Below are 25,865 nucleotides of genomic sequence, written 5' to 3'. Positions count from 1 at the left end.
ACGTCGAGGCTGCGCGCGCGGGCGTGGCGTCGCTCCACGGCGTCCACGTCACCGCGCTCGGGCGCGGCGACGCCCGCGCCCGCGCCGCGCTGATCCGCGCCCTCGAAGATCCGCTGGGGGAGCGCCGCTTCGACGGCCTCACCACGCTGCGCGCCGGCGTGGCCGAGGGGCCGCTCTTCGGCGGCAACCTGGCCCTGCTCCACGCCTGCGCCGCCGCGGGACGGCTCCGGGTCCCGGAGGGGTGCATCCTCCTGCTCGAGGACGTCACCGAGCGGCCCTACCGCATCGATCGCATGCTGGCGACGCTGGAGGTCGGCGGCCACCTCGCCCCGGCCACGGCGGTGGTCCTCGGCGACTTCGAGCAATGCGCGCCAGGCACCGACGGCATCACGGTGGACGAGGTCCTCCGCGACAGGCTGCTCCCGCTGGGCATCCCCGTCGTCGCCGGGCTGCCGATCGGCCACGGCCATCGCAACGAGCCCGCCATCCTCGGCGGCCACGCGCGCGTCCTCGCTCACGGCCCCGACGCCGCGGTCACGCTGGCGGGCGCCTGAACGCCCGCGCGCGCACGCGATCACGCGATCACGCGATCACGCGATCACGCGATCACGCGGTCACGCGGTCACGCGGTCACGCGGTCACCAGAAGACGCTCTTCCGCTCCTTCAGGCCGCGGTTCAGCATCGACTGGATCCGACCCTTCACGAGCGCCACCTTCTCCTGGATCACCGCGTCGTCGTCGTCGGGGTCGCCGTGGAACGTCATCGGCTCGCCGAAGTAGATCCGGTATCGGGTCGGCAGCGGCAGCTGGCCGCCGGGGAGCAGGAGCTGCGGGATGATCGGGAACGTCGGCATGCCGAGCGCCTTCGAGACCGACTCGAGGTTGCCGAGCGAGATGTACTGTTCCTCGCCCCCGATGACCGCGATGGGCACGATCGGCGTGTCGGTCTCGAGCGCGAGCCGCATGAAGCCGAGCCCGAAATCGAGCAGCTGATAGCGGCTGGAGAACCCCTTCGAGATCCCCTTCGTCCCCTCCGGGAACACCAGGATCGCCGCGCCCATGTCGAGCAGCCGGCGCGCGTTCTCGGGGACGCCGACCACCTGGCCCACGCGCGAGAAGAAGGTCGCCACGAACGGCAGCGTCTGCGTCCACTTCTCGACCATGCTCCGCATCACGCGCGGCGGCTCCGCGTCCAGGAACATCGAGGCCGCGATGAGCATGCCGTCGAACGGGAGCTGGCCCGAGTGGTTCGCGATGAGGAGCACACGGCCGGCCGGGACGCGCTCGATGCCGAACACCTCGGTCCGGAAGTAGAAGCGATGAAAGAACGCGGCGACCCCGACCGCGTACTTCGCCCACTCCCGGTCGAGCCCGAACGGGTCGACCCCGTCCGCCGCGTGCGGCAGCGTGACCCGGCGGAGCCGGTCCTCGAAGTCCTGGCCGAGCAGCCGGATGGTCGCGTCGTCGATCGTGCCGCGCAGGCTGTCGACCCCGACGCGCGCGAGCGGCAGCGCGCTGTGGGTGACGAAGTGGCTCAGCCTGGCGAGCGTCGTTCTGCTGGCCATGGGCGGCGGACGATAGCAAAACTCGCGTGGCCCTGCACCGGCACGAAGGGCTTGACCATCGGCCTCCTCGAAGCGACCGTCGCTCCGATGAGCGAACGCATGCTCGGTCGAGGTCGCCGTCCCGCCGCGGACACCGATCCGTCCCTCCGGTCCATCCTCATCACCGGCATCTGCGGTCGCCTCGGGCGGCGCCTGGCGCGGCGCCTCCACCGCGAGCGGCACGTGATCGGCGTCGACCGGCGCAGCTTCGAGGGGCGCCCCAAGGACATCGAGCATCACCAGATCGACATCCGCCGCAAGAAGACCCAGGACATCTTCCGCCAGGAGCAGCTCGCCGCGGTGGTCCACCTCGGGGTCATGCACGATCCGCGGGTGAGCCAGATGGAGCACCACAGCTGGAACCTCGCTGGGTTCCAGCGGCTGCTCGAGTTCGTCGCGCAGTACGACGTGCCCAAGCTCATCGTGCTCTCGAGCGCGAACGCCTACGGGCCGCGCCCCGACAACCCGCAGTTCATCACCGAGGACGCCCCGCTGCTCGGCGGCGCGTCGTTCAGCGAGATCCGCGACCTCATCGAGGTCGACATGCTGGCGCAGTCGTTCTTCTGGAAGCACCCCCAGACCGAGACGGTCATCCTCAGGCCGGTCCACATCCTGGGCTCCGTGCGGAACGCGCCGTCGAACTACCTCCGGCTCAACGTGATCCCGACCCTCCTCGGCTTCGACCCGATGGTGCAGGTCATCCACCAGGACGACGTGGTCTCCGCGATCCTCGCGGCGCTGCGCCCCGGCGTGCGCGGGATCTTCAACCTCGCGGGGCCCGCGCCGCTGCCGCTCTCGCGCGTCATCGAGATGACCGGCCGGGCCCGCGCGGCGATTCCCCACTTCGTCATGCAGACGATCATCCCGCGGCTCTGGCGGTTCAGGGCGACGTCGTTCCCGGCCCCCGAGCTCGATCACATCCGCTACGTGTGCATGGTCGACGACCGGCGGGCGCGCGACATCCTCGGCTACACGCACGAGCACGACATCCAGGAGACCGTCCAGGCGGTCGACGACATCACCTGAAAGGCGTCATGAAGCGAGCGACCCGGATCGAGCGGCTCGTCGACTACTACGAGGACTTCGCGCCCGACTACGTCTCCACCTGGAAAGACATCCAGCACTACGAGAAGCCCGTGCGCGCGTTCCTGCGCGAGGTGGTCACAGACGGCGCCCGCGTGCTCGACGCGGGCTGCGGTCCGGGCCACCTCACGCGCGATCTCCCGCAGTCCGTCGAGGTCGTGGGCTTCGACATCGCCGAGGGGATGCTCGAGATCGCGCGCAAGAAGCGGCCCCACGGCGCCTATCACCGGCACGACTACCACCTCCCGATCCCCCGCTCCTGGGGGCGGTTCGACGTCGCCCTCGCGCTCGGCACGCTCGAGTTCTGCGACGATCTCTCGCTCGTGCTCAAGAACCTCGCCGGCGCGATGCGCCCCGGCGGCCGCCTGCTGGTGAGCATCGTCGAGCGGAGGCCGAACGTCCGGCTCCACGAGCGCCACGCGCGCCCGCTCTCCGACGCCGAGCTGACCGGCGTGAAGATGTATCTTTACACCTTCGCCGAGCAGACGGACGCCATCCTGGGCTCTGGCCTGCTCCCGCGCAGCTACCGGCTCCACCCCGGCTGGCGACACACCGAGTACGACGTCGACGTGCTCTACGCGCTCTGGGACCTCGAGGTCTCGCGCAGCGGCCGGTGATGCACGGTGGACAGCGCGGCGAGCCTTTCCGCGCCGCGCTGTCCAGGGTATCTCGTGGAGAGGAGAGCCACGGTTCGATGGAAGTGAAGCTCGGCGGCACCTTCCTGACCTGCGCCATGGGGCCGCTGCACCACGCCGGCGCGTGCATGCAGGCGAGCCGGGTGCCGGAGGGGCTCCGCGAGCTGGCGCCGGAGGGGCTCCTCGGCGGCTTCCAGCGCGGCGTCGATCAGGCCGCGAAGCTCGCGGGCGTGCGCCGGGAGGACGTCGAGCGCCTCCTCCCGATGGCCGACGTGCGCGAGGCCATCGAGCGGCTCGGCGACAGCCAGTCCGAGGCCATCGTCGCGTGGGACGTCTACGCCGGGCGCATCGGCGGGCTGCTCGAGGGCGTCGCGGAGGTGACCGACCACGGTCGGGCCCCCGACGCCGGCATGTGGCTCGAGCGGCTGGCGAACAAGGTCCGGCGCGATCGCCCGTTCGCGGAGCCGCTCCAGGTGCTCGCCGAGGACATCGCGCAATGGCAGGCGATGATCGGCCGCTGCCGCAAGCTGCTCGACGAGAGCGGCGGCGGCGCGCTCGCCAAGGCGTATCGCCGGCGGCGGAACCGGAGGATCGCGTCGATCGTCGTGTCGGCCCTCGTGATCGTCGCGGCGCTGTCGGTGATCCTGCGGCTCCGCGCCGCCCGCGCGCGCGTCGATGCGGTCCTGGAGCGCCCGGAGGTGTGCGCGGTCCGCGACATCGCGGAGGACGATCTCGGCCGCGCGGCGAGCGAGCAGCAGCGGCGCGTCGCCGCGCGGCTCGAGCAGTGCGCCGCGGTGGAGGCCCGCGAGGCGCGCGAGCGCGAGGAGCGGCTGCGCGCCGAGGAGAGGGCCCGCGAGGAGCAGCGGCTGCGCGCGGAGCGCGACGAGAAGTGCGCCGCGCTCGCCGTGCGGTTCAAGGCGGGGGCGTTCTCGGACGACGACGGCAAGATCGCCGGCGTGGAGAACGATCTGCTCCGGCGGATCGCGGGGCGGAGGCTCCTCGCCACCGACGTCGGGCCGGCGGGGCCCGCGCTGCCGTGCGACGGCGCGCGCGGCGGCGACGAGCTGCGCGCGGCCTTCGCGGACGCGCTGGTCGCGTCGGTCTGGACGTGGGCGCCGGCCGCCGATCCCGGGCCGAAGCTCGGCGATCTGCTCGTGGCGCGGCGCGCGGAGCTGCCCCCCCGCGCGCAGACGATGCTCGCGGTCCGGACCGGATACGAGTCCAAGCGGGCCATCGTATCGGGCGATCCGGCGGCGCTCGGGCGGGCGTCGCGCCTGTGCGCGCTCACGACGAAGCTCGAGATCGCGAGCGGGGCCGGCTGCGCGGCGCTGGCGAGGCTGGCCGTCAAACCCGCGCCGTGAGCCGGCGATCCTGGCCCGCTGTCTGCGCACAGCCGGGGGTGCGCCGGGGCGACGGTGTTCCAGGGAAGGTGAGGGGAGAGGGGCCGGAGGAGCGCGGGCGGGGCGATGGCGCCCCGCCCGCCGGGCTGCCTATTTGAAGGCGGGAATGCTGTCCGCGTCGAGCACGCACAGGCCCACGCTGGTGTCGCACTTCACCTTGAGATCCGGGGAGATGCCAGACTTAGGATTCGTGCACTTGTCGTTGTCGAACTTGCCCGTGGGGATGGGATCGCCCTCGGGGTCGGGGTTCGGGGTGTAGATCTGACAGTCGACCGTCGGCCAGAGCCCAACGACCTTGTACGTCGCCGAGCAGCTCTCTTCGGAGTACGTGACTTCTGCCTCGAATTGATTCGCGAGGTTGGCGGGCGTCACGTACACGCGCAGGTTGCGCCACTCGAGCTTGTGCGATCCCAGCGCCAACGGCGGTGCGCCGCCGTCGCCAGCGCCGCCGTCGCCGGCACCACCGGCACCGCCGGTGCCACCGTCGCCGGCACCACCGGCTCCGCCTGCTCCGCCAGCGCCACCGTCGCCGGCACCACCGGCACCGCCGGTGCCACCGTCGCCGGCACCACCGGCTCCGCCAGCGCCACCGTCGCCTGCTCCGCCGGCGCCGCCGTCACCATCACCGCCTGCTCCGCCAGCGCCGCCCTCGCCGCCGGGCAGCAACACCACCTCGGCGGGATCGAACGTCGGCACCGTGCAGATGTCGCTGTCATCCGGCTCGCGCGCGGCGAAGACACCGAGCGCGAACGCGTTCAGATCCGGGTTCGGGTCGATCGTGGCGCCGCCGCGATACCAGTCGCCGAACTCCGCCGTCTGGATCGCGACGCGCTTCCTGCCTTCGTCGGGGAGCTGGTCGCCGTTCTCGTCCGGGCTGTACGTCTGCATCCCGACCAGCTCGACAGTCCCATCCTTCCGAGCACAGGGGCCCTCCGCATCCCCGCCGATCCGGGTGAACTTCGTCGCGTACGGATAAAAGGTGGCCGTGGCCACGGTGCACTCGGGTTTGGGCTGCGAGCAGCCCGGAGACATCGCCGTGAGCGGTGAGACTGCCCCGAGCGCTGCCATCCAAACAAGCCATCGCTTCTTCATCGCTTGCATCCTTTCCCGCGCGCGCCGCGTCTAGAACGTCACCCGCGCGCCGAACCGGAACTGCCGCGGCGTCTGGAACTGCGTCGGCTTGCCGAAGTTCGGGTTCACGGCCTTGGCCTCGAGCGGCTCGCCGGTGTTGTGGTCCTTCACGCACGTCGGACCGCTCCTCGGATTCAGATCTTCCTTCGTCCCACCGACGCAGGGGTCGACGAACGCTGTCGTGTAACGCTGGTCCACCTGGACGACCTGCTGGAAGTTGGCGATGTTGAAGACATCCATGGTGACGGTGAGCTCGCTGTCCTTCGCGAGCTTGACCGAATAGCCGATGTGGCCGTCGACGTTGTGGATCCAGGGGAGGCGGCCGCCGGCGCCCCGGGGCAGGATGAACGACTCGTCGGGGCCGTACAGGTAGTGCGCTCCCCAGTAGTCGATGGGGGCGCCGGAGCGGGACCTGTACGTGAGGCCGATGTCGAGGACCATTCCCTTCGGGAGCTCGATCGCCTTCGCGCCGTAGACCTTGATCTCGTGCGTGTTGTCGCCGGGCAGGGCCCCTTCGCGGTTGACGAGGAGCGACGCCAGATCGAACTCCGTGTTGATGTTCGGATCGAGCTGGTCGGTCTCGGGCTTGAAGAGGCCCGGGTAGTTGCCTCGCAGGTACGACAGCGTATAGCTGACCTGGGCGAGCCACAGGTCGGAGAATGTCTTGTTGAAATAGAGGGTCAGCGCGTCGTAATCGCGCGTGGCCTCGGGGAAGTCCTTGGCGATCCCCTTCCCGGGGTTGCCGACGAAGTAGGTGTTCGCCTCGTCCCGGCTCATGTCCTCGATGACGTTGTTCATCCAGCGCTTCGTGTACGTCGCGCCGACCCGCGCGTTCGGGAGCACCTCGTACTCGCCGCCGAGCACGATCTCGTCCGACGACTGCGGGACGAGATCCGGATCCACCGGGGACTTGCCGCCGCCGAGCGTGAGCCAGTTCTTGTTCGGGTCGTGCGACCCGCCGACCGGGACCCGGGTGTCGTCGTTCCGGCACTGCCCTTCGCCATAACCCGTCGCGTCCTCGGCGTTCCCAGGGTTACAGCCGCCGGCGCCCCCCGCGTGGTAAGAGCGGATGTACCGCTCGTCGCCGAACGCGCGATCCAGCATGTCGAGGGGGACGCTCTCGTAATACCGCGCGTAGTTCGCGAACACCTTCGACCGGCCCTGCTGCGTGATGTCGTAGACGACGCCCACGCGCGGAGACCACTGGTTCGCGAGCGCCAGCCCGAGCTTGCCGTCGTTGGCATACAGGTACTGGGCGTCGTAGCGAACGCCGATGTTCAACGTCACCCGGTCCAGGATGCTCCAGCTGTCCTGCGCGAACGCGCCGATCGTCGCTCCGAGCGACGACACCGTGATCTTGTCCTGAATCACGTAGTCCTTGATCAAGCCGTTCTCGTCAGGGCTGGTCGCCAGGCCGTCCGGCCCGGTCAGGAAGCCGAACGCTCGCTCGTCATGGGAGGCATTCCAGTCTCCCTCCTCCACGTAGGTGGTGCCGCCCGCGTACGCCTTGATGTGCTTGTACGTCGTGATCTCGCCGTCGATGCCGGCCTTGACCACGTGGTGCCCGAGCCCCTGGAAGATGCTCGTCACCTTCGCGTTCAGCTGGAAGCGGTTGAGCGAGGCGTCGTCGATGTAGTCGGGCCCGCCTTGCCAGTACTGGCGCACCGCGCAGGGCAGCGCGGCGATCTCGCCGTTCTCCGCGCGCAGCGGCTTGCACATGGCCCGGGCCTCGGGCGAGAGCTTCTCGAAATCGTCGATCGAATACCGGTTCGGGGAATACCGCTGCCAGACCATGAGGGGCACGCCCGCCAGGCCATTGCGCGTCCCGAGCTCCGAGCCGTCCGGGGGCAGCCGCGCGCTCCGCTGGCCGTGCCAGCCGAGCGTCGCGTCGAGGAGCAGGGTCTTGTTCTTGAACGCAGACGACCACTTCAGCGCGACGTCCGTGGACGACGCCACGTACTCGTGCGCCATCGCGCCGTACTCGCCGATGATGTTCGAGAGCTCGGTCAGGCCCTGCTGCGGGTCGAACCCGAACGTGCCGTTGCCGCCCGAGGTGGAGGGCGAGCCGTAGACGGAGAGCGCGACGCTGTGGTCCGGATCGATCTGGTAGGTCAGCTTCCCGAGGTACTGCAGCGTCTGCTCCTCGGCGCGGTAGAAGCGCTGCGTCCCCGGCAGCCGATCGACGACGTTGAGCCCGGTCCTGGGATCCGTCACCGGCTCGAACGTGGTGGGGTCGTAGCGCGTGGCGAACAGGTTGCGCTCCATCGAGTTGCTCTTGAACGCGAGATCGGCGCCCGCGTAGAACCAGAGCTTGTCCTTCAGGATGGGGCCGCCGACCTCGAACCCGTAGTCGCGGATGGACGACAGGGTCTCGTCCGTCTGGATGGTCTCGCCCTGGCGACGGACCGCCTTGGGCGCGCCCTCGAAGACGCCTGGCGTGATGTTGAAGAAGACCGAGCCATGGAAGGCGTTGCCGCCGCTCTTCGTGACGACATCGAGGACGCCCCCGGTCGCGCGGCCGTACTCGGGCATGTACCCGCCGGCCACCACGTTGACCTCCTTGATGAACTCCATCGTGAGCGGCGTGCCGACGATCCCGTAGGCCGGGTCGTTCACCGACAGGCCGTCGATCACGTACTGGTTCTCGGGGGAGGAGGTGCCGGCGATGGACGTGCCGAACTCATCGGCCTGCGCCCCGGGCGTGGTCGCGGCGACCGACTCGAAGGAGCGCGTCGTGGCGCCCTTCCCCGTGGGGGGCGAGATGGCGATGCGCCGGGTGAAGTCCTGGGTGATGCTCTGGCTCACGCCGCTCGAGCCGACGTCGACCGTCGGCGCGCGGCCGACAACGACGATCTCGTCCGCCTTCAGCGCCTCCGGGAGCAGCTCGACGTTGACGCGGATGGTCGTCGCGGCGCGGACCGCGATCCCGCCGCGCGCGTACGGCTTGAACGCGTCCTTTTCGAAGCGCAGTGTGTAGTCGCCTGGCGGCAGGTTCGGGATACGGTACTGGCCAGTGCCGTCCGTGACGACCAGCTGCTCCCCTTGCAGCGCTGGCGATGTCGCCGTCACGACCACATCGGCGGCCGGCGCCCTGTTCGACGCGTCGACGACCCGCCCGAGGAGCACGCCGCTGCCCGTCTGCGCGAACGCAGGGTACGCGGTCAACAAAGTCATCGCGAGCAGCAGCAACGCCGCCCACGGCCCCAACGGCGCACGTGGGCGCCCTCCGTGTACCAGCCTCTTTTCGAGAAACTTCACGGAATTCCCTCCAGAAGTGTATGCCCCTCGAGTCCTTCCTTACCCTAGACAGGAATCGCGCCAGACAATAGACTTTTTTGTAGGACTCGCTCGCTTGTACACTCCGGGTAGGCGCCGCACGCTTCCATACGTCGCGGCTTCTCTACCTCGATCGGCTCGAGTCCTAGGAGTTACGACCCCTCATGTTCGACTCGGTACTAGGTCGCGCTACCGCCACCCAGGGGCGGCTAGGGACGGGGACAGCGCTCTCCATCATCGCCCACGTGGCGATCGCGGGGGCGATCCTCTGGCAGGCCACACGCCCTCGAACCGAGAAGCCGAAGGACGTCGAGGTCACATTTTTCGCCCCGGCGCCGCCGCCACCTCCGCCGCCGCCGCCGCCTCCTCCGGGCGGCGGCGCGAAGCGCCCGCCGAAGGTGGAGCGCGTCGAGCAGCCGAAGCCCGTCAAGACGCCTGACACCATCTACGACATGCCGGAGAAGCCCAAGGCCAAGGCGCCTGAGCCAGAGCCGAAGCCGGAGCCGGTCAAGGAGGACGCGCCGGAGCAGCCGGGCGGCGTCGAGGGGGGAGTCCAGGGCGGCGTTCAGGGGGGCACCGTCGGCGGCGAGGTCGGCGGGCAGATGGGCGGTCAGCTGGGCGGCAAGGTCGGCGGCCAGCTGGGCAGCACGGCGCCTCCGCAGAACGTGGTGCTGGCGTTCGGCGCCGGAATGACCCGCCCTTCGAAGATCGCGGGGCGCGACCCGCAGTACACGCGCGAGGCGCTCGCCGCGCGGGTCGAGGGGCTCGCGATTGTCAAGTGCATTATCAAGCTGGACGGCTCGCTGACCGGCTGCCGGATGGCCAAGTCGCTTCCTCACATGGACCGGGCGATCCTCGATGCGCTCGCGACGCATCGCTACACCCCCGTCATGTACCAGGGGCGCCCGGTCTCGGTGGACTACGTGTTCCCCATCCGGCTCAAGCTCCCTTGACGTCCGGACGCGCAGGAGTGTTATTGAACCGCTGGAGCATGTAAGGGTACGGGTGGGTCCGCGCTGCGGTGCTGCCGAGTCCGCTCCGTATCCACAGAGCTGCTGCTCCAGCATCACCCGAGCTGCTGCTCCAGCATCACCGGAGTTGCTGCTCCAGCATCACCGGAGCTGCTGCTCCAGCACCACCAGAGTTGCTGCTCCAGCATCACCAGAACCATCACGCGACATGGGGCGCCAGGAGGCGCGAGACGATGCAATTCACGTTGATCGAGCTGTGGGGCCACATGGGGGTCTTCGCGAAGCTGATTGTCTTCGCGCTGGCCATCATGTCCGTTGCGTCGCTGATCGTCTTGGGCGAGCGCCTCGTCGTGTCGTTCCTGTCGCGCGCGGCCTCCCGCGCGTTCGCGGCGCGGGTCGGGCCGATGCTCGCCCGGGGCGAGCTCGAGGGGGCCTGGACCGCCGCCAGGCCGGGCGGCGAGCTCGGCTATCTCGGGCGCGTCATCGGCGCCGGGCTCGCCGCCTTTGCCTCGAACGCGCCCTCGCGGCTGCCGGCGCAGGGGCACGAGCGCGAGGGAGTGTTCGAGTCGGTCTCGCGGGCGCTCGAGCGGCAGGCGCAGCGCGAGGTGCTCAGCCTGAAGCGAGGTTATGGACTGCTCGCCACGGTCGGATCCACGGCGCCGTTCGTCGGCCTCCTCGGGACGGTCATGGGCATCGTGACGGCGTTCCAGCAGATGGCGGCCTCCGGCTCCGGCGGCCTCGGCACCGTCTCGGCGGGTATCGCGGAGGCGCTCATCACGACCGCCTTCGGGCTGATCGTCGCGATCCCGGCCGTCATGGGGTACAACTATCTCCAGGGCTGGGTCGAAGCCCGGTCGATCGACATCTCGGAGTCGTCGAACGAGCTCCTCGACGTCGTGGCGAAGCGGCTCGACGGGCGCCTCGCGCCGGCCGCCGAAGAGGCTGCTTGACAGGGGACCCGCGCGACACGCCGCGCGCCTCTCCGCGGAGCGCGGCGCCCGGCGCCTCGCGCCCGCGGCGCGGCGCGCGGTGACGCGCCCAGAAGGGAAGCGAGCGTTCCAATGGGGATGGGTGTCGGCCCGCAGAGGGGCCCCAAGAGCGAGATCAACGTCACGCCGCTCGTCGACGTCGTCCTCGTCCTGCTCATCATCTTCATGGTCGTCACGCCGATGCTCCAGCGCGGCAAGGACGTGAAGCTGCCGCAGGCCGCGAAGGTGGACGAGGAGAAGAAGGAGGTGGACCCGCTGATCCTCTCCGTGACGCTGGAGAAGACGGTGTGGGTCGAGAACGACAGGTACGATGACGCCGGGCTCGCCGAGCGGCTCACGCGCGAGTTCGCGGCGCAGCCGGGGCGCAAGGTGCTGGTCAAGGGGGACCAGCGCCTCTCGTTCGGCGACGTCCGCAGGGTGATGGAGACGGCGCGCAAGTCGGGCGCGAAGAGCGTCTCGCTGGCGGTCGAGGAGCTGAAGGGGAGATAGCGGCGATGAGCGCGAAGAGGAAGTTCGTCATCAAGCCGGTGGTGCCCCTGAACTCCGACATCAACGTGACGCCGCTCGTCGACGTCGTGCTGGTGCTGCTCATCATCTTCATGGTCGTGACGCCGCTCCTCGAGAAGGACATCGGCGTGCGCGTGCCGGACACCGAGCAGGTCAAGCAGGACACCCCGCCGCCGCCCGACCAGCTCGTCGTCCGGGTGAGCGCGCAAGGTGAGCTGCGGGTGAACGACGAGCCGGTCGAGCGCGCCGAGCTCGTGGGCAAGCTCAGGCCGCTGCTCGAGCGCTACAGCAGGCCGCAGGACAGGATCGTCTTCGTCGTCGCCGACGACGGCGCCGTCTATGGCACCGTCGTGGAGGTGCTCGACGGCGCGAAGGCCGCCGGCGCCCAGACGCTCGGCATGATGACCGAGCTCCCCGAAGCGCCGCCTCCCTGACCGCCGCGCGCTCGCGGGGAGCGCTGGGCGAGCGCCGGCAGAGGCGCGCAGTCTCGCGGGCTCGTGGCCGGGCGGCCAGGCGCGACGCGGCGCTTGCGTCGCGCGCCGTCGCGACCTAAACCGGCCACCTCGAAAGCGAGGTCGTCGATGTTGCGGTCCGAATGGGTGAGCAAGCGCGCCGGGAGCCCGAACCAGAGCCAGATGCACTTCGCGAGGAAGGGCATCATCACGGAGGAGATGGAGTACGTCGCCCGCCGTGAGAAGCTCGCGCCCGAGCTCATCCGCAGCGAGGTCGCGCGCGGCCGGATGATCATCCCCGCGAACAAGAACCACCTGAACCTCGAGCCGATGTGCATCGGCATCGCGTCGCTCTGCAAGGTGAACGCGAACATCGGCAACAGCCAGACCACGAGCGACGTGAACGGCGAGCTCGAGAAGCTGCGCTACTCCATCAAGTACGGCGCGGACACCGTGATGGACCTGTCGACCGGGGGCGACATCGACGGCATCCGCCGCGCGATCATCGCCGACTCCCCGGTGCCGATCGGGACGGTGCCGATCTATCAGGCGCTCGAGGCGTGCAAGGGCACCGACAAGATGACGGCCGCGGACCTCATCGACATGCTCGAGCACCAGGCGAAGCAGGGGGTCGATTACTTCACGATCCACGCGGGCGTGCTGCTCGAGCACCTGCCGCTCGTGAAGGGCCGGATCACCGGCATCGTCTCGCGCGGCGGCTCGATCATGGCGCAGTGGATGATCGAGCACCACAAGCAGAACCCGTTCTACACCCACTGGGACAAGGTGCTCGAGGTCTGCGCCAAGTACGACGTCACGATCTCGGCGGGCGACGGCCTCCGCCCCGGCTGCCTCCACGACGCCAGCGACGCGGCCCAGTTCGCCGAGCTGAAGACGCTCGGCGAGCTCACGAAGCGCGCCTGGGAGAAGGACGTGCAGGTGATGATCGAGGGCCCCGGGCACGTGCCGTTCGATCAGATCGCGATGAACGTGCAGAAGGAGATGGAGCTCTGTCACGAGGCGCCGTTCTACGTGCTCGGCCCGCTCGTCACCGACTTCGCGCCTGGCTATGACCACATCACGAGCTGCATCGGCGCCACGATGGCCGGCTTCGCGGGCGCCGCGATGCTCTGCTACGTGACCCCGAAGGAGCACCTCGGCCTTCCGAACCCCGAGGACGTCAAGCAGGGCCTCATCGCCTACAAGATCGCGGCCCACGCCGCGGACGTGGCGCGGAAGCGCCCGGGCGCGCGGGATCGCGACGACGCGCTGAGCCGCGCCCGCTACGCCTTCGACTGGAAGCAGCAGTTCGCGCTCTCGCTCGATCCGGAGACGGCCCAGGCGATGCACGACGAGACGCTCCCTCAGGAGTACTTCAAGACCTCCGAGTTCTGCTCGATGTGCGGGCCGAAGTTCTGCTCGATGCACATCAACCGGGTGGTCGACGAGTACAACGCGCGGCAGGAGCCCGAGAACGCGCCTACGAAGCGGTCGCTCTCGATCCTCGATCAGCCGTGAGGCAGGGGAGGGGCCGCGACGGCCTCCGCCGCGCGCGGCGGAGGGCGCCTGTCGCGGCGCGCCTCGCCTTCGCCGTGCCCGTCGCGCTCTCCCTGCTCGCGCCCCTCGGCTGTCGCCGCGAGCAGGGGAGCGCCCCTCGCGCCGCCGAGGCGCCCGCCTCGGCCGCCGCGTCGCCCTCCCTGGCGCCGCGCCCGCCGAGCCCTCGCCTCACCGATCCGCGCTGGCGCCTCGCCGCGGGGGACGACCCGCTGGAGTGCGCCCGGCTGGCCGAGGCCGAGGGCGCCGCCGGACTCCTCGCCGCGCTCGACGACGGCGGCGACATCGCGCTGACGGCCCTGCGCGCGCTGCCGTACGCCGACGACGCCGATCTGGCGCTCGGGCCGCTCGCCGAGCGCGCCCGCGCGGCGTCCGGGCCGCCGCTCCCGCCCCTGCTCGAAGCGCTCCTCGGGATCGCCGGGCGGCCAGCGCGCCCGCGCGAGCCGCTCGACCCGGACGGGGCGCGCAGCGCGGCCGCGGCCCTTGTCGAGCTGTCGGGTCGGCGCGACCTCCCTTCGGACCAGCGCGCGCTCGCCATCTCGGCGGCGCGCGCGCTCGCCGAGCGGGGGCTCGTCGATCCTCTCCGTATTCCTGCAGATCTGGATCCCGAGGGCTCCGTCGCGGGCGCCGCGGGAGGCCCTGCGGCGCCGCGGCCCTGACGTCCCGCGCAGCCGTCGCGGCGGTCCCGGCGCGCGCGGCCGTCCCGCGCGGCGGCGCGGCGCCCTCTGCGCTTTCGTTTCGTGCAGCCGCCCTTTGGGCCGGTCGGGTTCCAATTTGGTACCTTGCCCCCCGTGACGACGCCGTACACCTCCGAGGCCTTCCTCCATCAGCTCCTCGGCAAGGCGCTTGCCGCCCACGCCAGCGACATCCACCTCAAGGTCGGTCAGCCGCCGGGCGCGCGGGTCCGCGGCGACATGGTCTACTTCCGCGTCGACAGGATCCGGCCCGAGGACAGCGAGGCCGCCGCGCGGGTGCTGCTCGCCGGGCGCCCGTCGCGCGAGCTGCTCGCCACGCTCCAGGAGCTCGACACCTCGTACGTCGTCCCGGGCCTCGGCCGGTTCCGGGTGAACATCTATCGCCAGCGCGGCTCGCTCGCGATCATCCTGCGGAGCATCCCGCTCAAGATCCCGACGTTCGAGGAGCTCGGCGTGCCCTCGGCGGTCCGGGCGATGGTGGAGCACGATCACGGCCTCATCCTCGTCGCGGGCACGGCCGGCAGCGGCAAGAGCACGACCCTCGCCGCGTTCGTCGGGCACATCAACGCGACCGTGCCGCGCCACATCATCACCCTGGAAGATCCAGTCGAGCACGTGCACGAGGACAACCGCTCCAGCGTGAGCCAGCGCGAGATCGGCGTCGACACCGCGGATTTCCCGACCGCGCTGCGCTCCGCGCTGCGGCAGGACCCGGACGTCGTGCTGATCAGCGCGCTCCGCGACGGCGAGTCGCTCGATCTCGCGCTCCACGCCGCGGAGACCGGGCACCTCGTGCTCGCGGCGGTCAGCGCCGCGGACGTCACGCGCACGCTCGGGCGGCTGATCGCGCTCGGCAAGAGCCCGAGCGAGGCGCGCGAGCGGCTGGCCGACTGTCTCCACGGCGTCGTCGCGCAGCGCCTGCTCCCTCGCCGCGACGGCGCGGGGGAGGTCCTCGCCGCCGAGGTGCTCGTCGGTACGGCCGCGGTGCGCGAGGCGATCCGCCGGCCGGAGGGGAGCCCCTCGCTGCGCGAGCTGATGGAGAAGGGGGTCACGCCGTACGGCATGCAGACCTTCGACGCGCACCTCAGGCAGCTCGTCGCCCAGGGGACGATCGCCAAGGAGACGGCGAAGGCGGTGACCGCGCTCTAGAGCGACGAGCGGACCAAGCCGCCACGAAAGAGCAGAATTTCGGGCCGCCAAGCCGCCAAGGACGCCAGGAAATCCCTCCCTTTCGCGCCTCGCTTGCGGCGGCGCCTCAAGCCCGGCTATGAGCGAGCCCATGCTCGAAGGGATCGAACGAGAAGGGGCGGAGCACAGGAATGGATGCGGCGGCCCGGCCGGGCACGCCCCGTCGGCGGGCGCGCCCCGCCACGACTGGACCGTCGAGCAGGCGGTCGCCCTGCACGACCTGCCGCTCTTCGAGCTGATCGACCGCGCCCGCGCGGTCCACCGCGCGTTCCACGGCGAGCACGAGGTCCAGCTCTGCACCCTGCTCAGCGTCAAGACGGGCGGCTGCCCCGAGGACTGCGCCTACTGCCCGCAGTCGAGCCACTACGAGACCGAGGTCGGGCCGGAGCGCATGCTCGACGTCGGCGCGGTCCTCGCCGCCGCAGGGCGCGCCCGCGACGGCGGCTCGACGCGGTTCTGCATGGGCGCCGCGTGGCGCGAGGTGAAGGACGGCCCCGCCTTCGAGCGCGTCCTCGACATGGTGCGCGGCGTGAAAGCCCTCGGCCTCGAGGCGTGCTGCACGCTCGGCATGCTCACCGACGACCAGGCGCGCCGCCTCAAGGAGGCCGGCCTCGACGCCTACAACCACAACCTCGACACCTCGCGGAAGGCCTACAAATCGATCATCTCGACGCGCACGTACGACGAGCGGCTCGTCACCCTGCGCAACGTCCGGCGGGCGGGCATCACCGTCTGCTCGGGCGGCATCATCGGCATGGGCGAGTCGATCGCCGACCGCTGCGAGATGCTCGTCGAGCTCGCGCGCCTCGATCCCCACCCGGAGAGCGTGCCGATCAACGCCCTCGTGCGCTCGCCGGGGACGCCCCTCGAGAGCCTCCCCCCGGTCGATCCGATCGAGTTCGTCCGGATGATCGCGGTCGCGCGGGTCATGATGCCGCGCGCGATGGTGCGCCTGTCCGCCGGGCGGACGGAGCTCTCGCGCGAGGCGCAGCTGCTCTGCATGTACGCGGGGGCGAACTCGATCTTCTACGGAGACAAGCTGCTCACCACGCCGAACCCCGGCGAGGACGAGGACCGCGCGCTCATCGAGAAGGCGGGGCTTCAGCCGATGGCGCCCGCCGCGGCGCGCGCCGCCCGTTAGCCGAGCCCCCCGCCGCGGCCGCCTCCGGCTGCGGGCGCTCCCCTCCGCGCGGCGCGACGTGCAGCGTCTGCGTCGGGTAGGCGAGCTTCGATCCGGCCATGTCGATGATCTGCAGGAAGGTGATCAGCATCGCCTGCCGGATGTCCCGGAACTCCGCGAAGTCGGTCGTCTGGAACCAGGCCACCACCTCCACGTCGAGCGAGGACGGGCCGACGCCGATGAAGCGCACAACGACGTCCTCGGGCCAGACCTTCGGGTGCTCCCGCAGCGCCCGCTCGCACTCTTCCACGATGGCGCGGAGCTGCTCGGGCGATGTGTCGCGCTCGATCCCCAGCAGGCAGGCGAGGCGGATGCGGTCGCGCGCCGTGAACGACTCGATGTGGAGATCGGCCAGCTTGCCGTTCGGGATCGTGACGATGGTCCGGTCGACCGTGCGGATCCGGGTCGAGCGGAGCCCGATGCTCTCGACCGTGCCGAGGAGCGCGTCGACCTTCACGAAGTCGCCGACCTGGAACGGCCGGTCGATGCCGATCGCGACCGAGCCGAAGAGGTTCTCCACCGTCTTCTGCGCGGCGAGGGCCAGCGCGACGCCGCCGATGCCGAGGCCGGCGATGAGGCTCGCCACGGGGTAGCCGAGCTCCGAGAGCACCGCGATCACGCCGATGATCACGATCGCGACCTTCGCGATCCGCCCCATGAGCGGCACGAGCGAGCGCGCCGCCGGGTTGTCGCGCGTCGCGGGGGCGGCGAGCAGGCGGCCGCCGAAGGCGTCGATCGCGCGCAGTGCGAACCAGAAGACCGCGACGAAGACGCCGGCGCGCAGCACCTGGCCGAGGAACTCCTCGGCCGGCAGGTACAGCCCGAGCCACGGGAGCACGGCCGTGATCACCAGGAGCGCCGCCGCGAACGTGAACGGACCGCGCGCCCCCCCGAGGAGCACGTCGTCGAGCGTGGACTCCGTCCGGGCGATGACGCGGCGGAGCGCGGCGCGGACGAGGTAGCTCAGCACCGCGCCGACGAGCCAGCCGGCCAGCGCGAGGACCGGCAGCGCGAGCCACTGCCACCAGAGCAGCTCGCGCGGGCCGGGGCGCAGGAGCGCCGGCGGCAGGTGATCGCGGAGCCAGCGATCTTCGAGCCGTGCGTACCACTCATCGACGCGCTCCACCGTGGCGCGCGAGAAGATCCAGCGCACGCCGTCGGGCGTGGTGCGCCGCACGAGGCGCACCGGCTGGGGCCCCGTCCGCGTCGGGATCTTGCCGAGCTGCTCCACGCCGGCCCCGAGGTTGTCCTGCGTGTCCCCCTGCGGGTTCGGCGAGAGCGTCTCCACCTCCAGCCAGAGGTGCCGATCGAGCACCGCCTTGAGCTTCTGCGCGAGCTCCGCGCCGTTCGCCCTCGGCGGCACGTCCAGGTAGCGCGCGGCCTCGGCGTAATCGCCCGCGCGGCACAGCTCGACGAAGCTGCGCATGGAGGCTCGAGGCGAGTCGGGCGCGACAGGGGTCGCCTCCGGCTCAGGGCCGGCCTCGGCGCCCGCCGCGGGCGGCGGCGGCGACGGCGGGGGCGGCGGAGGGGACAGCTCTCCGGCGCTCGCTCCCAGGAGGGCGCACCCGAACACGAGCGCGAAGGCGAACGCAGCGCGGAGCCACCTCGCCGGCGGCCAGAGGCGGAGCCGCCTCGGCCCCTTGGGATGATCGGTCGACGGCATGGGCCCTGCTATTCCATCGCCCGGCGGCTCTGTCGACCGGGCGGCGCGCGCGCCACGTGCGCTCGCTCGCAGCGGGCTCCACGTGTCTGAGATCCCGCCGAGGATCGCGGACGCGCGGAACCGACAGGCGGAACCGACACGCGGAATCGACAAGCGGAACCGACAGGCGCAACCGACGCGCGGAGCTACGTCACGGCTGCAGGCGGCTCGCCCGGCTGCGCCGCGGCCACGAGCGCCGCGAGCGCGCGGCCGTAGCGCGCGAGCCGCCCCGCGCCGAGCCCCGGGATGCGCGCGATCGCGGCGGCGATCGCCTCGTCCCGGGCGTGGGCCGTCGCCAGCGCGATCTCCGCGAGATCCTGCGCGCAGTGACCGGGCAGCACGACCTGCTCGTCCACCTTCCGCGCCTTCGCTTCCGCCCTGCGCCACGCCGCGATCCGGGTCTCCACCGCGCGCCGCGCGGCGAGCTCCTTCCGGGGCGGGCGGCTTTGCTGGAAGAGGGCGCGCTCCTCCTCGGGCACGTCGCCGTCGCTGCACCCTTGCTCGATCGCGCGGAGCCACGCCGCGACGCACGCGGCCGCGCGGCCCGCCGCGGCCCCGCGGATCGCGCGCACGTCGTCTGCGCTGGCGGGCCTCCGCTGCGCGAGCTCGAGCAGCACCTCGCTGGCGACGATCTTGAAGGAGGGCACGTCGGCCCCCTCGGCGACCGCCTCGCGCGCCGCCACGAGCCGCCGCAGGATCGCCCGGCCCTGCGGATCGAGCGCCTGGGCCCCCTTGATGCGCGCGTAAGCGGGCCGCGGATCGCGCGGCGGCCCGAGGGCGCTCGCGAGCTTGTAGGCGCACTCCTCCTCGATCTCCTCGTCGATCCCGAGGGCGCGGCTGCGCTCGGCGAGCCGCGCGCGGAGCGAGAGCAGGTGGCGCACGTCGTCGGCCAGGTAGCGCAGCTCGGCGTCCTCGATCGGCCTGCGCCCCCAGTCGTGCTGCTGGAGCTGCTTGTCGACCTTCACGTCGAGCTCCGACAGGAGCAGCGCGGCGAGCCCCGTCGCCGCGCACCCCAGCATGCGCGCGGCGACCGAGGTGTCGTGCGCGCCCGCGAGCGGCGCGCCCGCCTCGGCGAGCATGCGCGCGTCGAAGGTGAGGTCGTGCAGCACCTTGGGCGGACCAGCGGCCCCGAGGAGCGGCGCGAGCGGCGCGACAGGCACCCGGAGCGCGTCGACCACCCCGATCGCGATCTCGTCCCCCTCGCGAAAGGCGAGCTGGACCGTGCAGAGCCGCGCCCGGTACGCGAACAGCCCGTTGGCCTCCACGTCGACCGCGAGCGCGTCGGCGCGGGCGGCGCGCTCGACCAGCCGGGCGAGCTCGCCTTCGCGCTCGACCAGGACGGGAGGGCTCTGGCTCAGCAGGCCTCCTCGCGGCCCGCCCGCGAGGCCGCGCCGCGCCGGGCCCGCGCGACCACGCCGACCAGCGCGAGCGCGGCGAGGACGAGCCCTCCACCGCGCCCGTCCTGGCCAGCGTTGCCGCGCCGCGCCGCGGCGCAGCCGCCCGACTCCTTCACCGCGGGCTGATCCGCGGCGCACAGCGAAGAGAAGCCGTGGCGCGGCGTGGGGTCGCAGCCCTCGATCGGCTCCCCGGGCGGGTACACCGCGCAGATCCCGTCGCGGTCGTCCTGGGAGAGGTCGCGGAGCGAAGAGCGGTAGTTGGCGAACATGGTCGCGTCGTGCTCGATCGAGTGCGAGAGCCCGAGGAAATGGCCGGCCTCGTGGGTGGCGATGCTCAGGAGGTCGAACGCGACGCCGTCGGCTCCCTGGGAGAGCGCCAACGAGTTGATCTCCATGTCCGCGTCGTAGATCTCGCCGGTCTTGAGGTGGTAGGTGACGGTCGTGAGCGCGAGGGTGTTCCCGCTGTCGGCGTACGGCCACCCGTCGTCCCGGAACATGATGATGTTCGCGTTCGCCTTGGCCTTGTTGTACTCGTGCGCGGCGCACGCGACAGGGCCCAGGTAGGTGACCTCCATGCGCGGGGTCTGCCCGTCGCCGCAGTCGGCCTCCGTCCACGCCGCGAACGCCTCCTCGAAGATCGACTCCGCCTCCTGGAGCGACACCTGGGCGGAGGCGTCCTCCTGGAGGGAGTAGCTCACGCACGGCGCAGGCCAGGCGAGCGGGGTGCCGCAGTCGGAGCCCTGCGGCGGCGTGCACACCGCCGCGGTCTCCGCCTTGCCCGACGGCGTCTTCTCCGGCGGACAGACGCTCGTGCGGCAGTAGGCCAGGGCGTCCCCGGGGTAGGCGAGCGCCGCGGCGACGAGCGCGCTGCAGGCTGCGGCGATGGCGTTGGCCCGCGCGGGGTGGCGCGCGCCCGCGGGGCGGGGCGCGAGGTCACTTCTGCGCATGCTTCGCCTTCCATGCCTGGTTCACCGCGTCGATCGCCGTGTCGAGCGTCGCGCCGACGAGCCGCTCGCTGGCCGAGATCGCGGGGCCCGGCCGGGACAGGACGGTCCCGCTGTCGGGGCTCGCGGCCAGCCGCCGCACGGCGACGCGCCGCGCGCCGGAGCCGCCGGCGACGCTCGGCTTCTCCTCGCCGTCGACGACGGGGTAGTGGCCCTGGGCCATCCCGGAGACGACCAGGGCGGATCCCACCTTGGAGACGAAGACCATCGCCTGCGCGCCGATCGCGATCTGCGCGTCGCCGGACACGTGCTGTCCGACGTCCCCGACCACGCCCCCGAGCGTCCTGACCCAGACCTCGCCGTCGGGCTGTCCGGCCACGGTCCGGTCGATCGACAGGCGGGTATAGGTGACGATCCTCCTGGCCCCGCCGAGCTCTTCCCACTGGCTGCGCTGCTCGATCGCGGTCGCGACCACCACGTACGAGGCCGCGGCGACGAGCTCGTCCAGCGAGAGCTGAACGGCCACGGCCGCCTGCGCCGCGCGCGGACCGGACAGCAGCGCGCCGCGGCTCACCCCGGCGCCTCCCGGGTCGGCCTGCGCGCGGCTGTCCGCTGTCGGGAGGGGCGTGAGCGTGAGCGCTGGAGGCAACGCGACGAGGAGGGCTATGCCAAAAGCTCTGGGAGACATGGGCGCAAAGATACCATGCTGCCGAGCGCGGCGCGCCGGGAGCGCCGGTTTTCGTCGACGCGCTGGACCCTGTGTCCCGGTCCGACTAGCAGATCGTCTGGGTCGAGACCCGAGGAGCCTGCGATGACGAGCGACGCGTTGACGATCGGCAGATACACGTTCACTTCCCGCCTCTTCGTGGGGACGGGCAAGTACAAGGACCTGGATGAGACCCGTCGCGCGCTCGAAGCGTCCGGCGCGGAGGTGGTCACGGTGGCCCTCCGCCGCGTCAATCTGAAGGAGCGGGGCGAGGGGTCGATGATGTCGCTGCTCCAGCAGGGACGCGTCACGATCCTGCCGAACACGGCCGGTTGCTATACCGTCGAGGATGCGGTCCGCACCTGCCGGCTCGCGCGCGAGCTCGGTCTGTCCGAGCTCGTGAAGCTCGAAGTCATCGGCGACGAACGGACGCTGTTCCCGGACAACGAGGCGACGCTCGAGGCGGCGCGGATCCTGGTGAAGGAGGGGTTCACCGTGCTGCCCTACTGCATGGATGACCCGATCGTCTGTCGTAAGCTGGAAGACATCGGGTGCGCGGCCGTGATGCCCCTGGCGGCGCCGATCGGCAGCGGGCTCGGCATCCGCAACCCGTACAACCTGATGATCATCCGAGAGACAGCAAAGGTGCCGGTGATCGTGGACGCGGGAGTCGGGACAGCGAGCGACGCCGCGGTGGCGATGGAGCTCGGGTGTGATGGGGTATTGATGAACACGGCCATCGCGGGCGCGCGGGACCCGATCCTGATGGCGCAGGCGATGAAGGACGCGGTGAGGGCCGGTCGGATGGCGTATCTCGCGGGGCGGATGCCGAAGAAGCTCTATGCGACGGCCTCGTCGCCGGAGCAGGGCAAGATCGCCGCGCTGTAGCGCGGCGCTGCGGGTGTGGCCCCGCACCTCAGAGCCCCGCGAGCTCGCGTTCCCGGCGTATTCCACAGATGCGGGAGCCCTCGCGGGCGCGATGAGGGATGATGAACGAGCAACTCCGACGTCCAGCACGGCGCTGCCGCGACGCCAAGTCAAGCGAACAGCATCCGCATGTCATGATACGCTCACCTACCTGAGCCAAATTGACACGGAACGCTCATCGCACGGTCGACACGCTGTCGTGGCGCGTCACGGCGCTCCGACGACGACCGCGGCGACCTGACGGTCCGCTCAGGAGACTATGAGCAAGCCCAACGTCTGCATGGTCGTGAACAACCTCGAGGTCGGCGGGCTCGAGAAGGTGGTGCTGAGCCTCCTCGATCGCCTCGGCGATCACGGCTTCGACCTCTCGCTGATCTGCCTCGACGGCGAGGGGCGGCTCTTCTCGGAGGTCAAGCTCCCCCGCTCGAAGTGCCTCGTGATCACGAAGGATCTGCGGCCGGTGCTGCCGGGCCTCAAGAGCGATCCGGAGGCGCTGCTCTGGATCCGGCGCTTCTTTCACCAGCGCTCGGTCGATATCGTCCATGTCCACAACCGTGCTCCGCTCATCTTCGCTGGCTTCGCCGCGCGCCTGCTCCGGGATCGGCCGGCGGTCCTTTACTCGGAGCACAACCAGATCAACCGGGCGAAGGGCTTCGATCGGCGCAAGTTCGGCTACTACGCCTACCTCGCCGACGAGATGGTCGCGGTGTCGCACGACCTCAGGCGCATCCTTGTCGACGACGTGAAGGTCCGCGCGCCCGTCCGGGTCATCCACAACGGCATCGACGGGGCGCGCTTCGCCCGCGCCCGCGAGAGCGGCGCGGGCGCGCGCATCCGCGCGGAGCTCGGCATCGGCGAGCGGGAGTTCGTGTTCGGGTGCGCCGTCGTGCACATCGAGCAGAAGGGGCTCCGCTACCTCCTCGAGGCGGCGCCCGAGGTGCTGCGGCGCGCCCCGGAGGCGCGCTTCGTCATCGCCGGCGACGGCCCGCTCCGGGCGGAGCTGGAGCAGCGCGCCAGGGACGCGGGGCTCGGCGACCGGGTGATCTTCCCCGGATATCGCTCGGACGTGCCGGAGCTGGTCTCCGCGTTCGACGCCTACGTGCTCCCGTCGCTCTGGGAGGGGCTGCCGCTCGCGCTGCTCGAGGCGCTCGCGCTCGGCAAGCCGATCGTGGCGAGCCGCGTCGGCGGCGTCCCCGAGATCGTCGAGCACGGCGTCGACGGGTTCCTCGTCCCGTCGAAGGACCCTGGCGCGCTGGCCGAGCACCTCTCGCGCGTCGCCCGCGACGGAGAGCTCCGCGAGCGCGCGCGCGCGCGCGGCCCCGCGAAGTTCACCGAGCAGTTCAGCCTGGAAGCGATGGTCGACGCGCACGTGCGCCTGTTCGACGAGCTCATCGCCAGGCGGCGCGGGGTCGACGCCCCGTCCCGGGCGCGCGCGTGGTCGACGCCCGCCGGGGCCTCCGGGCCGGCCGCTGGACGGGACGACGGCAACCAGCGGGTCGGTCATCGAGCCGGTCTGGACGTGTAACGACATACGGTACCAGGTGAGACCGAATCGATGGTGACCAGGCCGAATACGATGCTGAGCGAGGCAAATTGGGACACCGAGCGATGCTGAGCGAGGCAAAATGGGACGCTGAACGTGGCTGACCGTGGCTGAGCGAGATGGGCGGGACTGCGTGTGACTGGCGGGATTGACGAGACTGAGCGAGACTGAGCGAGACTGGTTGGACCGAATGCGAGACCGAGCGCGAACGACGTCCTCTTCAGAGGCGCTCGCCGACTCGGCTCGCTCGGAGAGGAGGTGCTCTTGCGGCGGATGCGCGTTTTGCTGATCACGAAGATCTTCCCGAACGCGGTTCACCCGGACGAGGCGCCGTACAATCGGCGGCAGTTCGCCGCGCTGTCGCGCTACTGCGACGTCCGGGTGCTCGCGACGATCCCGTGGTTCCCCGGCATCGAGCGCCTCTCGAAGTGGCCTATCGGCGCCAGCGCGCCGCGCGAAGAGGTCATCGAGGGGCTGCCGGTCCGGCATCCGCGGTACCTCTATGTGCCGAGGGTCGCGCCCGCCCTGAACGGCCCGCTGTATGCGGCGTCGATGCTCCCGGAGCTCATCGGGCGCGGTCCGTTGCCCGACGTCATCGTCGGGGCTTTCGCCTACCCGGACGGCTTTGCCGCGGTCTGTCTGGGGCGATTGCTCGGGGTGCCGGCCGTGATCAAGACGCACGGCTCGGACATCGACGTGATCCCGCGCGACCCGCGGATGCGACGGCCGCTCGGCTGGGGGCTCACGCGCGCTGCCCGGGTGGTCACGGTCAGCCGCAAGCTCGCGGACGGGGTCGCGGCGCTCGGCGTGCCGCGCGATCGCATCGACATCGTCATGAACGGCGTCGACGTGAAGACGTTCCAGCCTCGCAACCGCGCCGAGGCGCGCGCCGCGCTCGGCAAGTCGCCGAGCTCGCGGCTGATCGTCTTCGTCGGCCACCTGAGCCGCGACAAGGGCGTGCTCGATCTGGTCGAGGCGTTCGAGCAGCTCGCGCCTGTCCACCCGGACATCGAGCTGGCGCTCGTCGGCAGCGGCGCCGAGGAGCAGGCGTGCAGGGCCGCCGCCGCCCGGCTGGGCGGGCGGCTGACGGTGACCGGCTACTTGCCGCACGACCAGGTGTCGCTGTGGCTCGGCGCGTGCGACGCTCTGGCGCTCCCGAGCAAGCACGAGGGGACGCCCAACGTCCTGCTCGAGGCGCTCGCCTCGGGGCGCCGCGTGGTCGCGACGAGCGTGGGAGGCATCCCCGACGTCCTGTGCAGCCCCGAGCTCGGCGAGCTCATCCCGCCGGGGAACCGGGGCGTGCTGATGGATGCGCTGCTCCGCGCCGCCCGGGCCGACTACGACCCGGCGCGGATCGCGGAGCTCGCCGGCAGGCGCGACTGGGATGACAGCGCGCGCGCCCTCCACGAGTCGCTCCTGCGCGCCCGCGGCGAGCCCCTGTCGAGCACCGGCGGTCGGGAGACGGGCGACGCGCCCTTCGGCGCCCCGGCCTCGAAGGGCGGGTTCGAGAACGGCGCCGCCCGGACGGGCGTCTCCCTGAACTAGCCACCTTCCCGACCGCGCGGACGAGCGGGCCCGCGCGGCTCGGCCGGAGGAGCGGCGTCGCCGCGACCGCGGCGTCCTCTTGACGCTCGCGCTCGTTCATCGGCGAATGCCGCTCGTGTTCACCGGCTTCCGCGCGGCCTTCGGCTCCATCGCGATCTTCGCCGCCGTCGCGCAGGCTCCTTACCAGTGCGCGAGCGAGGTCGACCCGGATCGCCGCGTGTACGAGGACCCGAGCGAGGCCCTGTACGCGCTGGCCGAGCGCTTCGAGGCGAGCGGTGATCGCCGTGCCCGGGTCGACACGCTGCGTTTCCTTGTCGATCGGTATCCTGCGAGCCGGTTCGCCCGGATGGCCCGGCAGGATCTCGATGCGCTCGGCGAGGCGGTCGCCCCGGCAGAGCGCCCTCCGGGCGACGGAGCGCGATGAGGCGCCGCCGCC

The 25,865-nt window shown here is 71.3% G+C and carries 23 protein-coding genes; 16 read left to right on the top strand and 7 right to left on the bottom strand.

Annotated features, from left to right (window positions below):
- The first annotated feature begins 23 nt into the window (after nt 1-23).
- The gene (locus POL72_RS51115) at nt 24-554 is read left to right on the top strand and encodes a S66 peptidase family protein (RefSeq protein WP_272093069.1); all 531 of its coding nucleotides are present in this window, start codon (nt 24-26) and stop codon (nt 552-554) included.
- Between the two features lie 84 nt (nt 555-638).
- Here the strand turns inward: POL72_RS51115 and POL72_RS01255 are convergent, their stop codons facing one another.
- Nucleotides 639-1,565 (bottom strand): lysophospholipid acyltransferase family protein, encoded by a 927-nt coding sequence (locus POL72_RS01255; RefSeq protein ID WP_272093068.1) that lies wholly within the window; start codon nt 1,563-1,565, stop codon nt 639-641.
- 99 nt (nt 1,566-1,664) lie between these two features.
- Between POL72_RS01255 and POL72_RS01250 the strand changes: the two genes are divergently transcribed.
- The 3 genes from POL72_RS01250 (at nt 1,665) to POL72_RS01240 (ending at nt 4,683) form a co-directional block, all read left to right on the top strand.
- On the top strand, nt 1,665-2,630 hold the full coding sequence (locus POL72_RS01250) for an NAD-dependent epimerase/dehydratase family protein (RefSeq protein WP_272093067.1): 966 nt from the start codon (nt 1,665-1,667) through the stop codon (nt 2,628-2,630).
- Between the two features lie 8 nt (nt 2,631-2,638).
- Nucleotides 2,639-3,304 carry a class I SAM-dependent methyltransferase gene (locus POL72_RS01245; protein ID WP_272093065.1) on the top strand — a complete coding sequence of 222 codons (666 nt, stop codon included), beginning with the start codon at nt 2,639-2,641 and terminating at the stop codon, nt 3,302-3,304.
- A 77-nt stretch (nt 3,305-3,381) separates the two neighbouring features.
- Entirely contained in the window at nt 3,382-4,683 is a 1,302-nt protein-coding gene (locus POL72_RS01240) for a hypothetical protein (protein ID WP_272093063.1), read from the top strand.
- A 129-nt stretch (nt 4,684-4,812) separates the two neighbouring features.
- On the opposite strand, the gene POL72_RS01235 is transcribed toward POL72_RS01240, so the two are convergent.
- Nucleotides 4,813-5,814, bottom strand: coding sequence for a hypothetical protein (locus POL72_RS01235; protein WP_272093062.1), 1,002 nt, complete (start codon nt 5,812-5,814; stop codon nt 4,813-4,815).
- A 30-nt stretch (nt 5,815-5,844) separates the two neighbouring features.
- Nucleotides 5,845-9,027, bottom strand: coding sequence for a TonB-dependent receptor (locus POL72_RS01230; protein WP_272093061.1), 3,183 nt, complete (start codon nt 9,025-9,027; stop codon nt 5,845-5,847).
- Nucleotides 9,028-9,293: 266 nt separating this feature from the next.
- Here POL72_RS01230 and POL72_RS01225 point away from each other — a divergent pair, with 266 nt between their 5' ends.
- From POL72_RS01225 to bioB, 8 genes are all read left to right on the top strand, one after another.
- Nucleotides 9,294-10,082: an energy transducer TonB gene (locus POL72_RS01225; RefSeq protein ID WP_272093059.1), complete on the top strand. Its 789-nt coding sequence runs from the start codon at nt 9,294-9,296 to the stop codon at nt 10,080-10,082.
- Between the two features lie 251 nt (nt 10,083-10,333).
- The gene (locus POL72_RS01220; RefSeq protein ID WP_272093058.1) at nt 10,334-11,050 is read left to right on the top strand and encodes a MotA/TolQ/ExbB proton channel family protein; all 717 of its coding nucleotides are present in this window, start codon (nt 10,334-10,336) and stop codon (nt 11,048-11,050) included.
- A gap of 111 nt (nt 11,051-11,161) precedes the next feature.
- A complete protein-coding gene (locus POL72_RS01215; RefSeq protein ID WP_272093056.1) occupies nt 11,162-11,578 on the top strand; it encodes an ExbD/TolR family protein in 417 nt (138 codons plus the stop codon).
- Between the two features lie 5 nt (nt 11,579-11,583).
- Nucleotides 11,584-12,030 (top strand): ExbD/TolR family protein, encoded by a 447-nt coding sequence (locus tag POL72_RS01210; RefSeq protein WP_272093055.1) that lies wholly within the window; start codon nt 11,584-11,586, stop codon nt 12,028-12,030.
- A gap of 147 nt (nt 12,031-12,177) precedes the next feature.
- The gene (gene thiC / locus POL72_RS01205; protein ID WP_276596364.1) at nt 12,178-13,566 is read left to right on the top strand and encodes a phosphomethylpyrimidine synthase ThiC; all 1,389 of its coding nucleotides are present in this window, start codon (nt 12,178-12,180) and stop codon (nt 13,564-13,566) included.
- The gene (locus POL72_RS01200) at nt 13,563-14,261 is read left to right on the top strand and encodes a thiamine biosynthesis protein (protein ID WP_272093053.1); all 699 of its coding nucleotides are present in this window, start codon (nt 13,563-13,565) and stop codon (nt 14,259-14,261) included. Before thiC ends, POL72_RS01200 begins: the two co-directional genes overlap by 4 nt.
- Nucleotides 14,262-14,393: 132 nt before the next feature.
- Complete coding sequence (locus POL72_RS01195; RefSeq protein WP_272093052.1) at nt 14,394-15,446, top strand: type IV pilus twitching motility protein PilT; 1,053 nt, start codon at nt 14,394-14,396, stop codon at nt 15,444-15,446.
- Between the two features lie 130 nt (nt 15,447-15,576).
- Complete coding sequence (gene bioB, locus POL72_RS01190) at nt 15,577-16,626, top strand: biotin synthase BioB (protein ID WP_272093051.1); 1,050 nt, start codon at nt 15,577-15,579, stop codon at nt 16,624-16,626.
- Here the strand turns inward: bioB and POL72_RS01185 are convergent.
- The 4 genes from POL72_RS01185 to POL72_RS01170 form a co-directional block, all read right to left on the bottom strand.
- Entirely contained in the window at nt 16,568-18,328 is a 1,761-nt protein-coding gene (locus POL72_RS01185; protein WP_272093050.1) for a mechanosensitive ion channel family protein, read from the bottom strand. The two genes, bioB and POL72_RS01185, sit on opposite strands and share 59 nt — an antisense overlap.
- Nucleotides 18,329-18,513: 185 nt before the next feature.
- A complete protein-coding gene (locus tag POL72_RS01180; protein WP_272095894.1) occupies nt 18,514-19,704 on the bottom strand; it encodes an HRDC domain-containing protein in 1,191 nt (396 codons plus the stop codon).
- A 17-nt stretch (nt 19,705-19,721) separates the two neighbouring features.
- Nucleotides 19,722-20,711 carry a matrixin family metalloprotease gene (locus tag POL72_RS01175; RefSeq protein ID WP_272093049.1) on the bottom strand — a complete coding sequence of 330 codons (990 nt, stop codon included), beginning with the start codon at nt 20,709-20,711 and terminating at the stop codon, nt 19,722-19,724.
- Nucleotides 20,698-21,396, bottom strand: coding sequence for a hypothetical protein (locus POL72_RS01170; RefSeq protein ID WP_272093048.1), 699 nt, complete (start codon nt 21,394-21,396; stop codon nt 20,698-20,700). Before POL72_RS01170 ends, POL72_RS01175 begins: the two co-directional genes overlap by 14 nt.
- Nucleotides 21,397-21,519: 123 nt before the next feature.
- Between POL72_RS01170 and POL72_RS01165 the strand changes: the two genes are divergently transcribed.
- The 4 genes from POL72_RS01165 to POL72_RS01150 all read left to right on the top strand — a co-directional run bounded on the left by POL72_RS01165 (nt 21,520) and on the right by POL72_RS01150 (nt 25,853).
- Nucleotides 21,520-22,302, top strand: coding sequence for a thiazole synthase (locus POL72_RS01165; RefSeq protein WP_272093046.1), 783 nt, complete (start codon nt 21,520-21,522; stop codon nt 22,300-22,302).
- A 298-nt stretch (nt 22,303-22,600) separates the two neighbouring features.
- Nucleotides 22,601-23,866: a glycosyltransferase family 4 protein gene (locus tag POL72_RS01160; protein ID WP_272093044.1), complete on the top strand. Its 1,266-nt coding sequence runs from the start codon at nt 22,601-22,603 to the stop codon at nt 23,864-23,866.
- A gap of 291 nt (nt 23,867-24,157) precedes the next feature.
- On the top strand, nt 24,158-25,429 hold the full coding sequence (locus tag POL72_RS01155) for a glycosyltransferase family 4 protein (RefSeq protein WP_272093043.1): 1,272 nt from the start codon (nt 24,158-24,160) through the stop codon (nt 25,427-25,429).
- A gap of 106 nt (nt 25,430-25,535) precedes the next feature.
- Nucleotides 25,536-25,853 carry a tetratricopeptide repeat protein gene (locus POL72_RS01150; RefSeq protein WP_272093041.1) on the top strand — a complete coding sequence of 106 codons (318 nt, stop codon included), beginning with the start codon at nt 25,536-25,538 and terminating at the stop codon, nt 25,851-25,853.
- Nucleotides 25,854-25,865 lie beyond the last annotated feature (12 nt).

It is taken from the genome of Sorangium aterium, from assembly GCF_028368935.1.
Classification (GTDB): domain Bacteria; phylum Myxococcota_A; class Polyangia; order Polyangiales; family Polyangiaceae; genus Sorangium; species Sorangium atrum.
The sequence above is the reverse complement of the archived record's forward strand: the minus strand, read 5'-3'. Positions and strand labels throughout refer to the sequence as shown.

What these genes read in the sequence shown, in the direction of transcription:
- POL72_RS01210 (WP_272093055.1), top strand. Translation starts at nt 11,584, where the DNA reads ATGAGCGCGAAGAGGAAGTTCGTCATCAAGCCGGTGGTGCCCCTGAAC.
- POL72_RS01150 (WP_272093041.1), top strand. Translation starts at nt 25,536, where the DNA reads ATGCCGCTCGTGTTCACCGGCTTCCGCGCGGCCTTCGGCTCCATCGCG.
- POL72_RS01215 (WP_272093056.1), top strand. Translation starts at nt 11,162, where the DNA reads ATGGGGATGGGTGTCGGCCCGCAGAGGGGCCCCAAGAGCGAGATCAAC.
- bioB (WP_272093051.1), top strand. Translation starts at nt 15,577, where the DNA reads ATGCTCGAAGGGATCGAACGAGAAGGGGCGGAGCACAGGAATGGATGC.
- POL72_RS01230 (WP_272093061.1), bottom strand. Translation starts at nt 9,027, where the DNA reads ATGACTTTGTTGACCGCGTACCCTGCGTTCGCGCAGACGGGCAGCGGC.
- POL72_RS01240 (WP_272093063.1), top strand. Translation starts at nt 3,382, where the DNA reads ATGGAAGTGAAGCTCGGCGGCACCTTCCTGACCTGCGCCATGGGGCCG.
- POL72_RS01175 (WP_272093049.1), bottom strand. Translation starts at nt 20,711, where the DNA reads ATGCGCAGAAGTGACCTCGCGCCCCGCCCCGCGGGCGCGCGCCACCCC.
- POL72_RS01245 (WP_272093065.1), top strand. Translation starts at nt 2,639, where the DNA reads ATGAAGCGAGCGACCCGGATCGAGCGGCTCGTCGACTACTACGAGGAC.
- POL72_RS01165 (WP_272093046.1), top strand. Translation starts at nt 21,520, where the DNA reads ATGACGAGCGACGCGTTGACGATCGGCAGATACACGTTCACTTCCCGC.
- POL72_RS01255 (WP_272093068.1), bottom strand. Translation starts at nt 1,565, where the DNA reads ATGGCCAGCAGAACGACGCTCGCCAGGCTGAGCCACTTCGTCACCCAC.
- POL72_RS01170 (WP_272093048.1), bottom strand. Translation starts at nt 21,396, where the DNA reads ATGTCTCCCAGAGCTTTTGGCATAGCCCTCCTCGTCGCGTTGCCTCCA.
- POL72_RS01220 (WP_272093058.1), top strand. Translation starts at nt 10,334, where the DNA reads ATGCAATTCACGTTGATCGAGCTGTGGGGCCACATGGGGGTCTTCGCG.
- POL72_RS01160 (WP_272093044.1), top strand. Translation starts at nt 22,601, where the DNA reads ATGAGCAAGCCCAACGTCTGCATGGTCGTGAACAACCTCGAGGTCGGC.
- thiC (WP_276596364.1), top strand. Translation starts at nt 12,178, where the DNA reads ATGTTGCGGTCCGAATGGGTGAGCAAGCGCGCCGGGAGCCCGAACCAG.
- POL72_RS01235 (WP_272093062.1), bottom strand. Translation starts at nt 5,814, where the DNA reads ATGAAGAAGCGATGGCTTGTTTGGATGGCAGCGCTCGGGGCAGTCTCA.
- POL72_RS01155 (WP_272093043.1), top strand. Translation starts at nt 24,158, where the DNA reads ATGCGCGTTTTGCTGATCACGAAGATCTTCCCGAACGCGGTTCACCCG.
- POL72_RS01185 (WP_272093050.1), bottom strand. Translation starts at nt 18,328, where the DNA reads ATGCCGTCGACCGATCATCCCAAGGGGCCGAGGCGGCTCCGCCTCTGG.
- POL72_RS01225 (WP_272093059.1), top strand. Translation starts at nt 9,294, where the DNA reads ATGTTCGACTCGGTACTAGGTCGCGCTACCGCCACCCAGGGGCGGCTA.
- POL72_RS01250 (WP_272093067.1), top strand. Translation starts at nt 1,665, where the DNA reads ATGCTCGGTCGAGGTCGCCGTCCCGCCGCGGACACCGATCCGTCCCTC.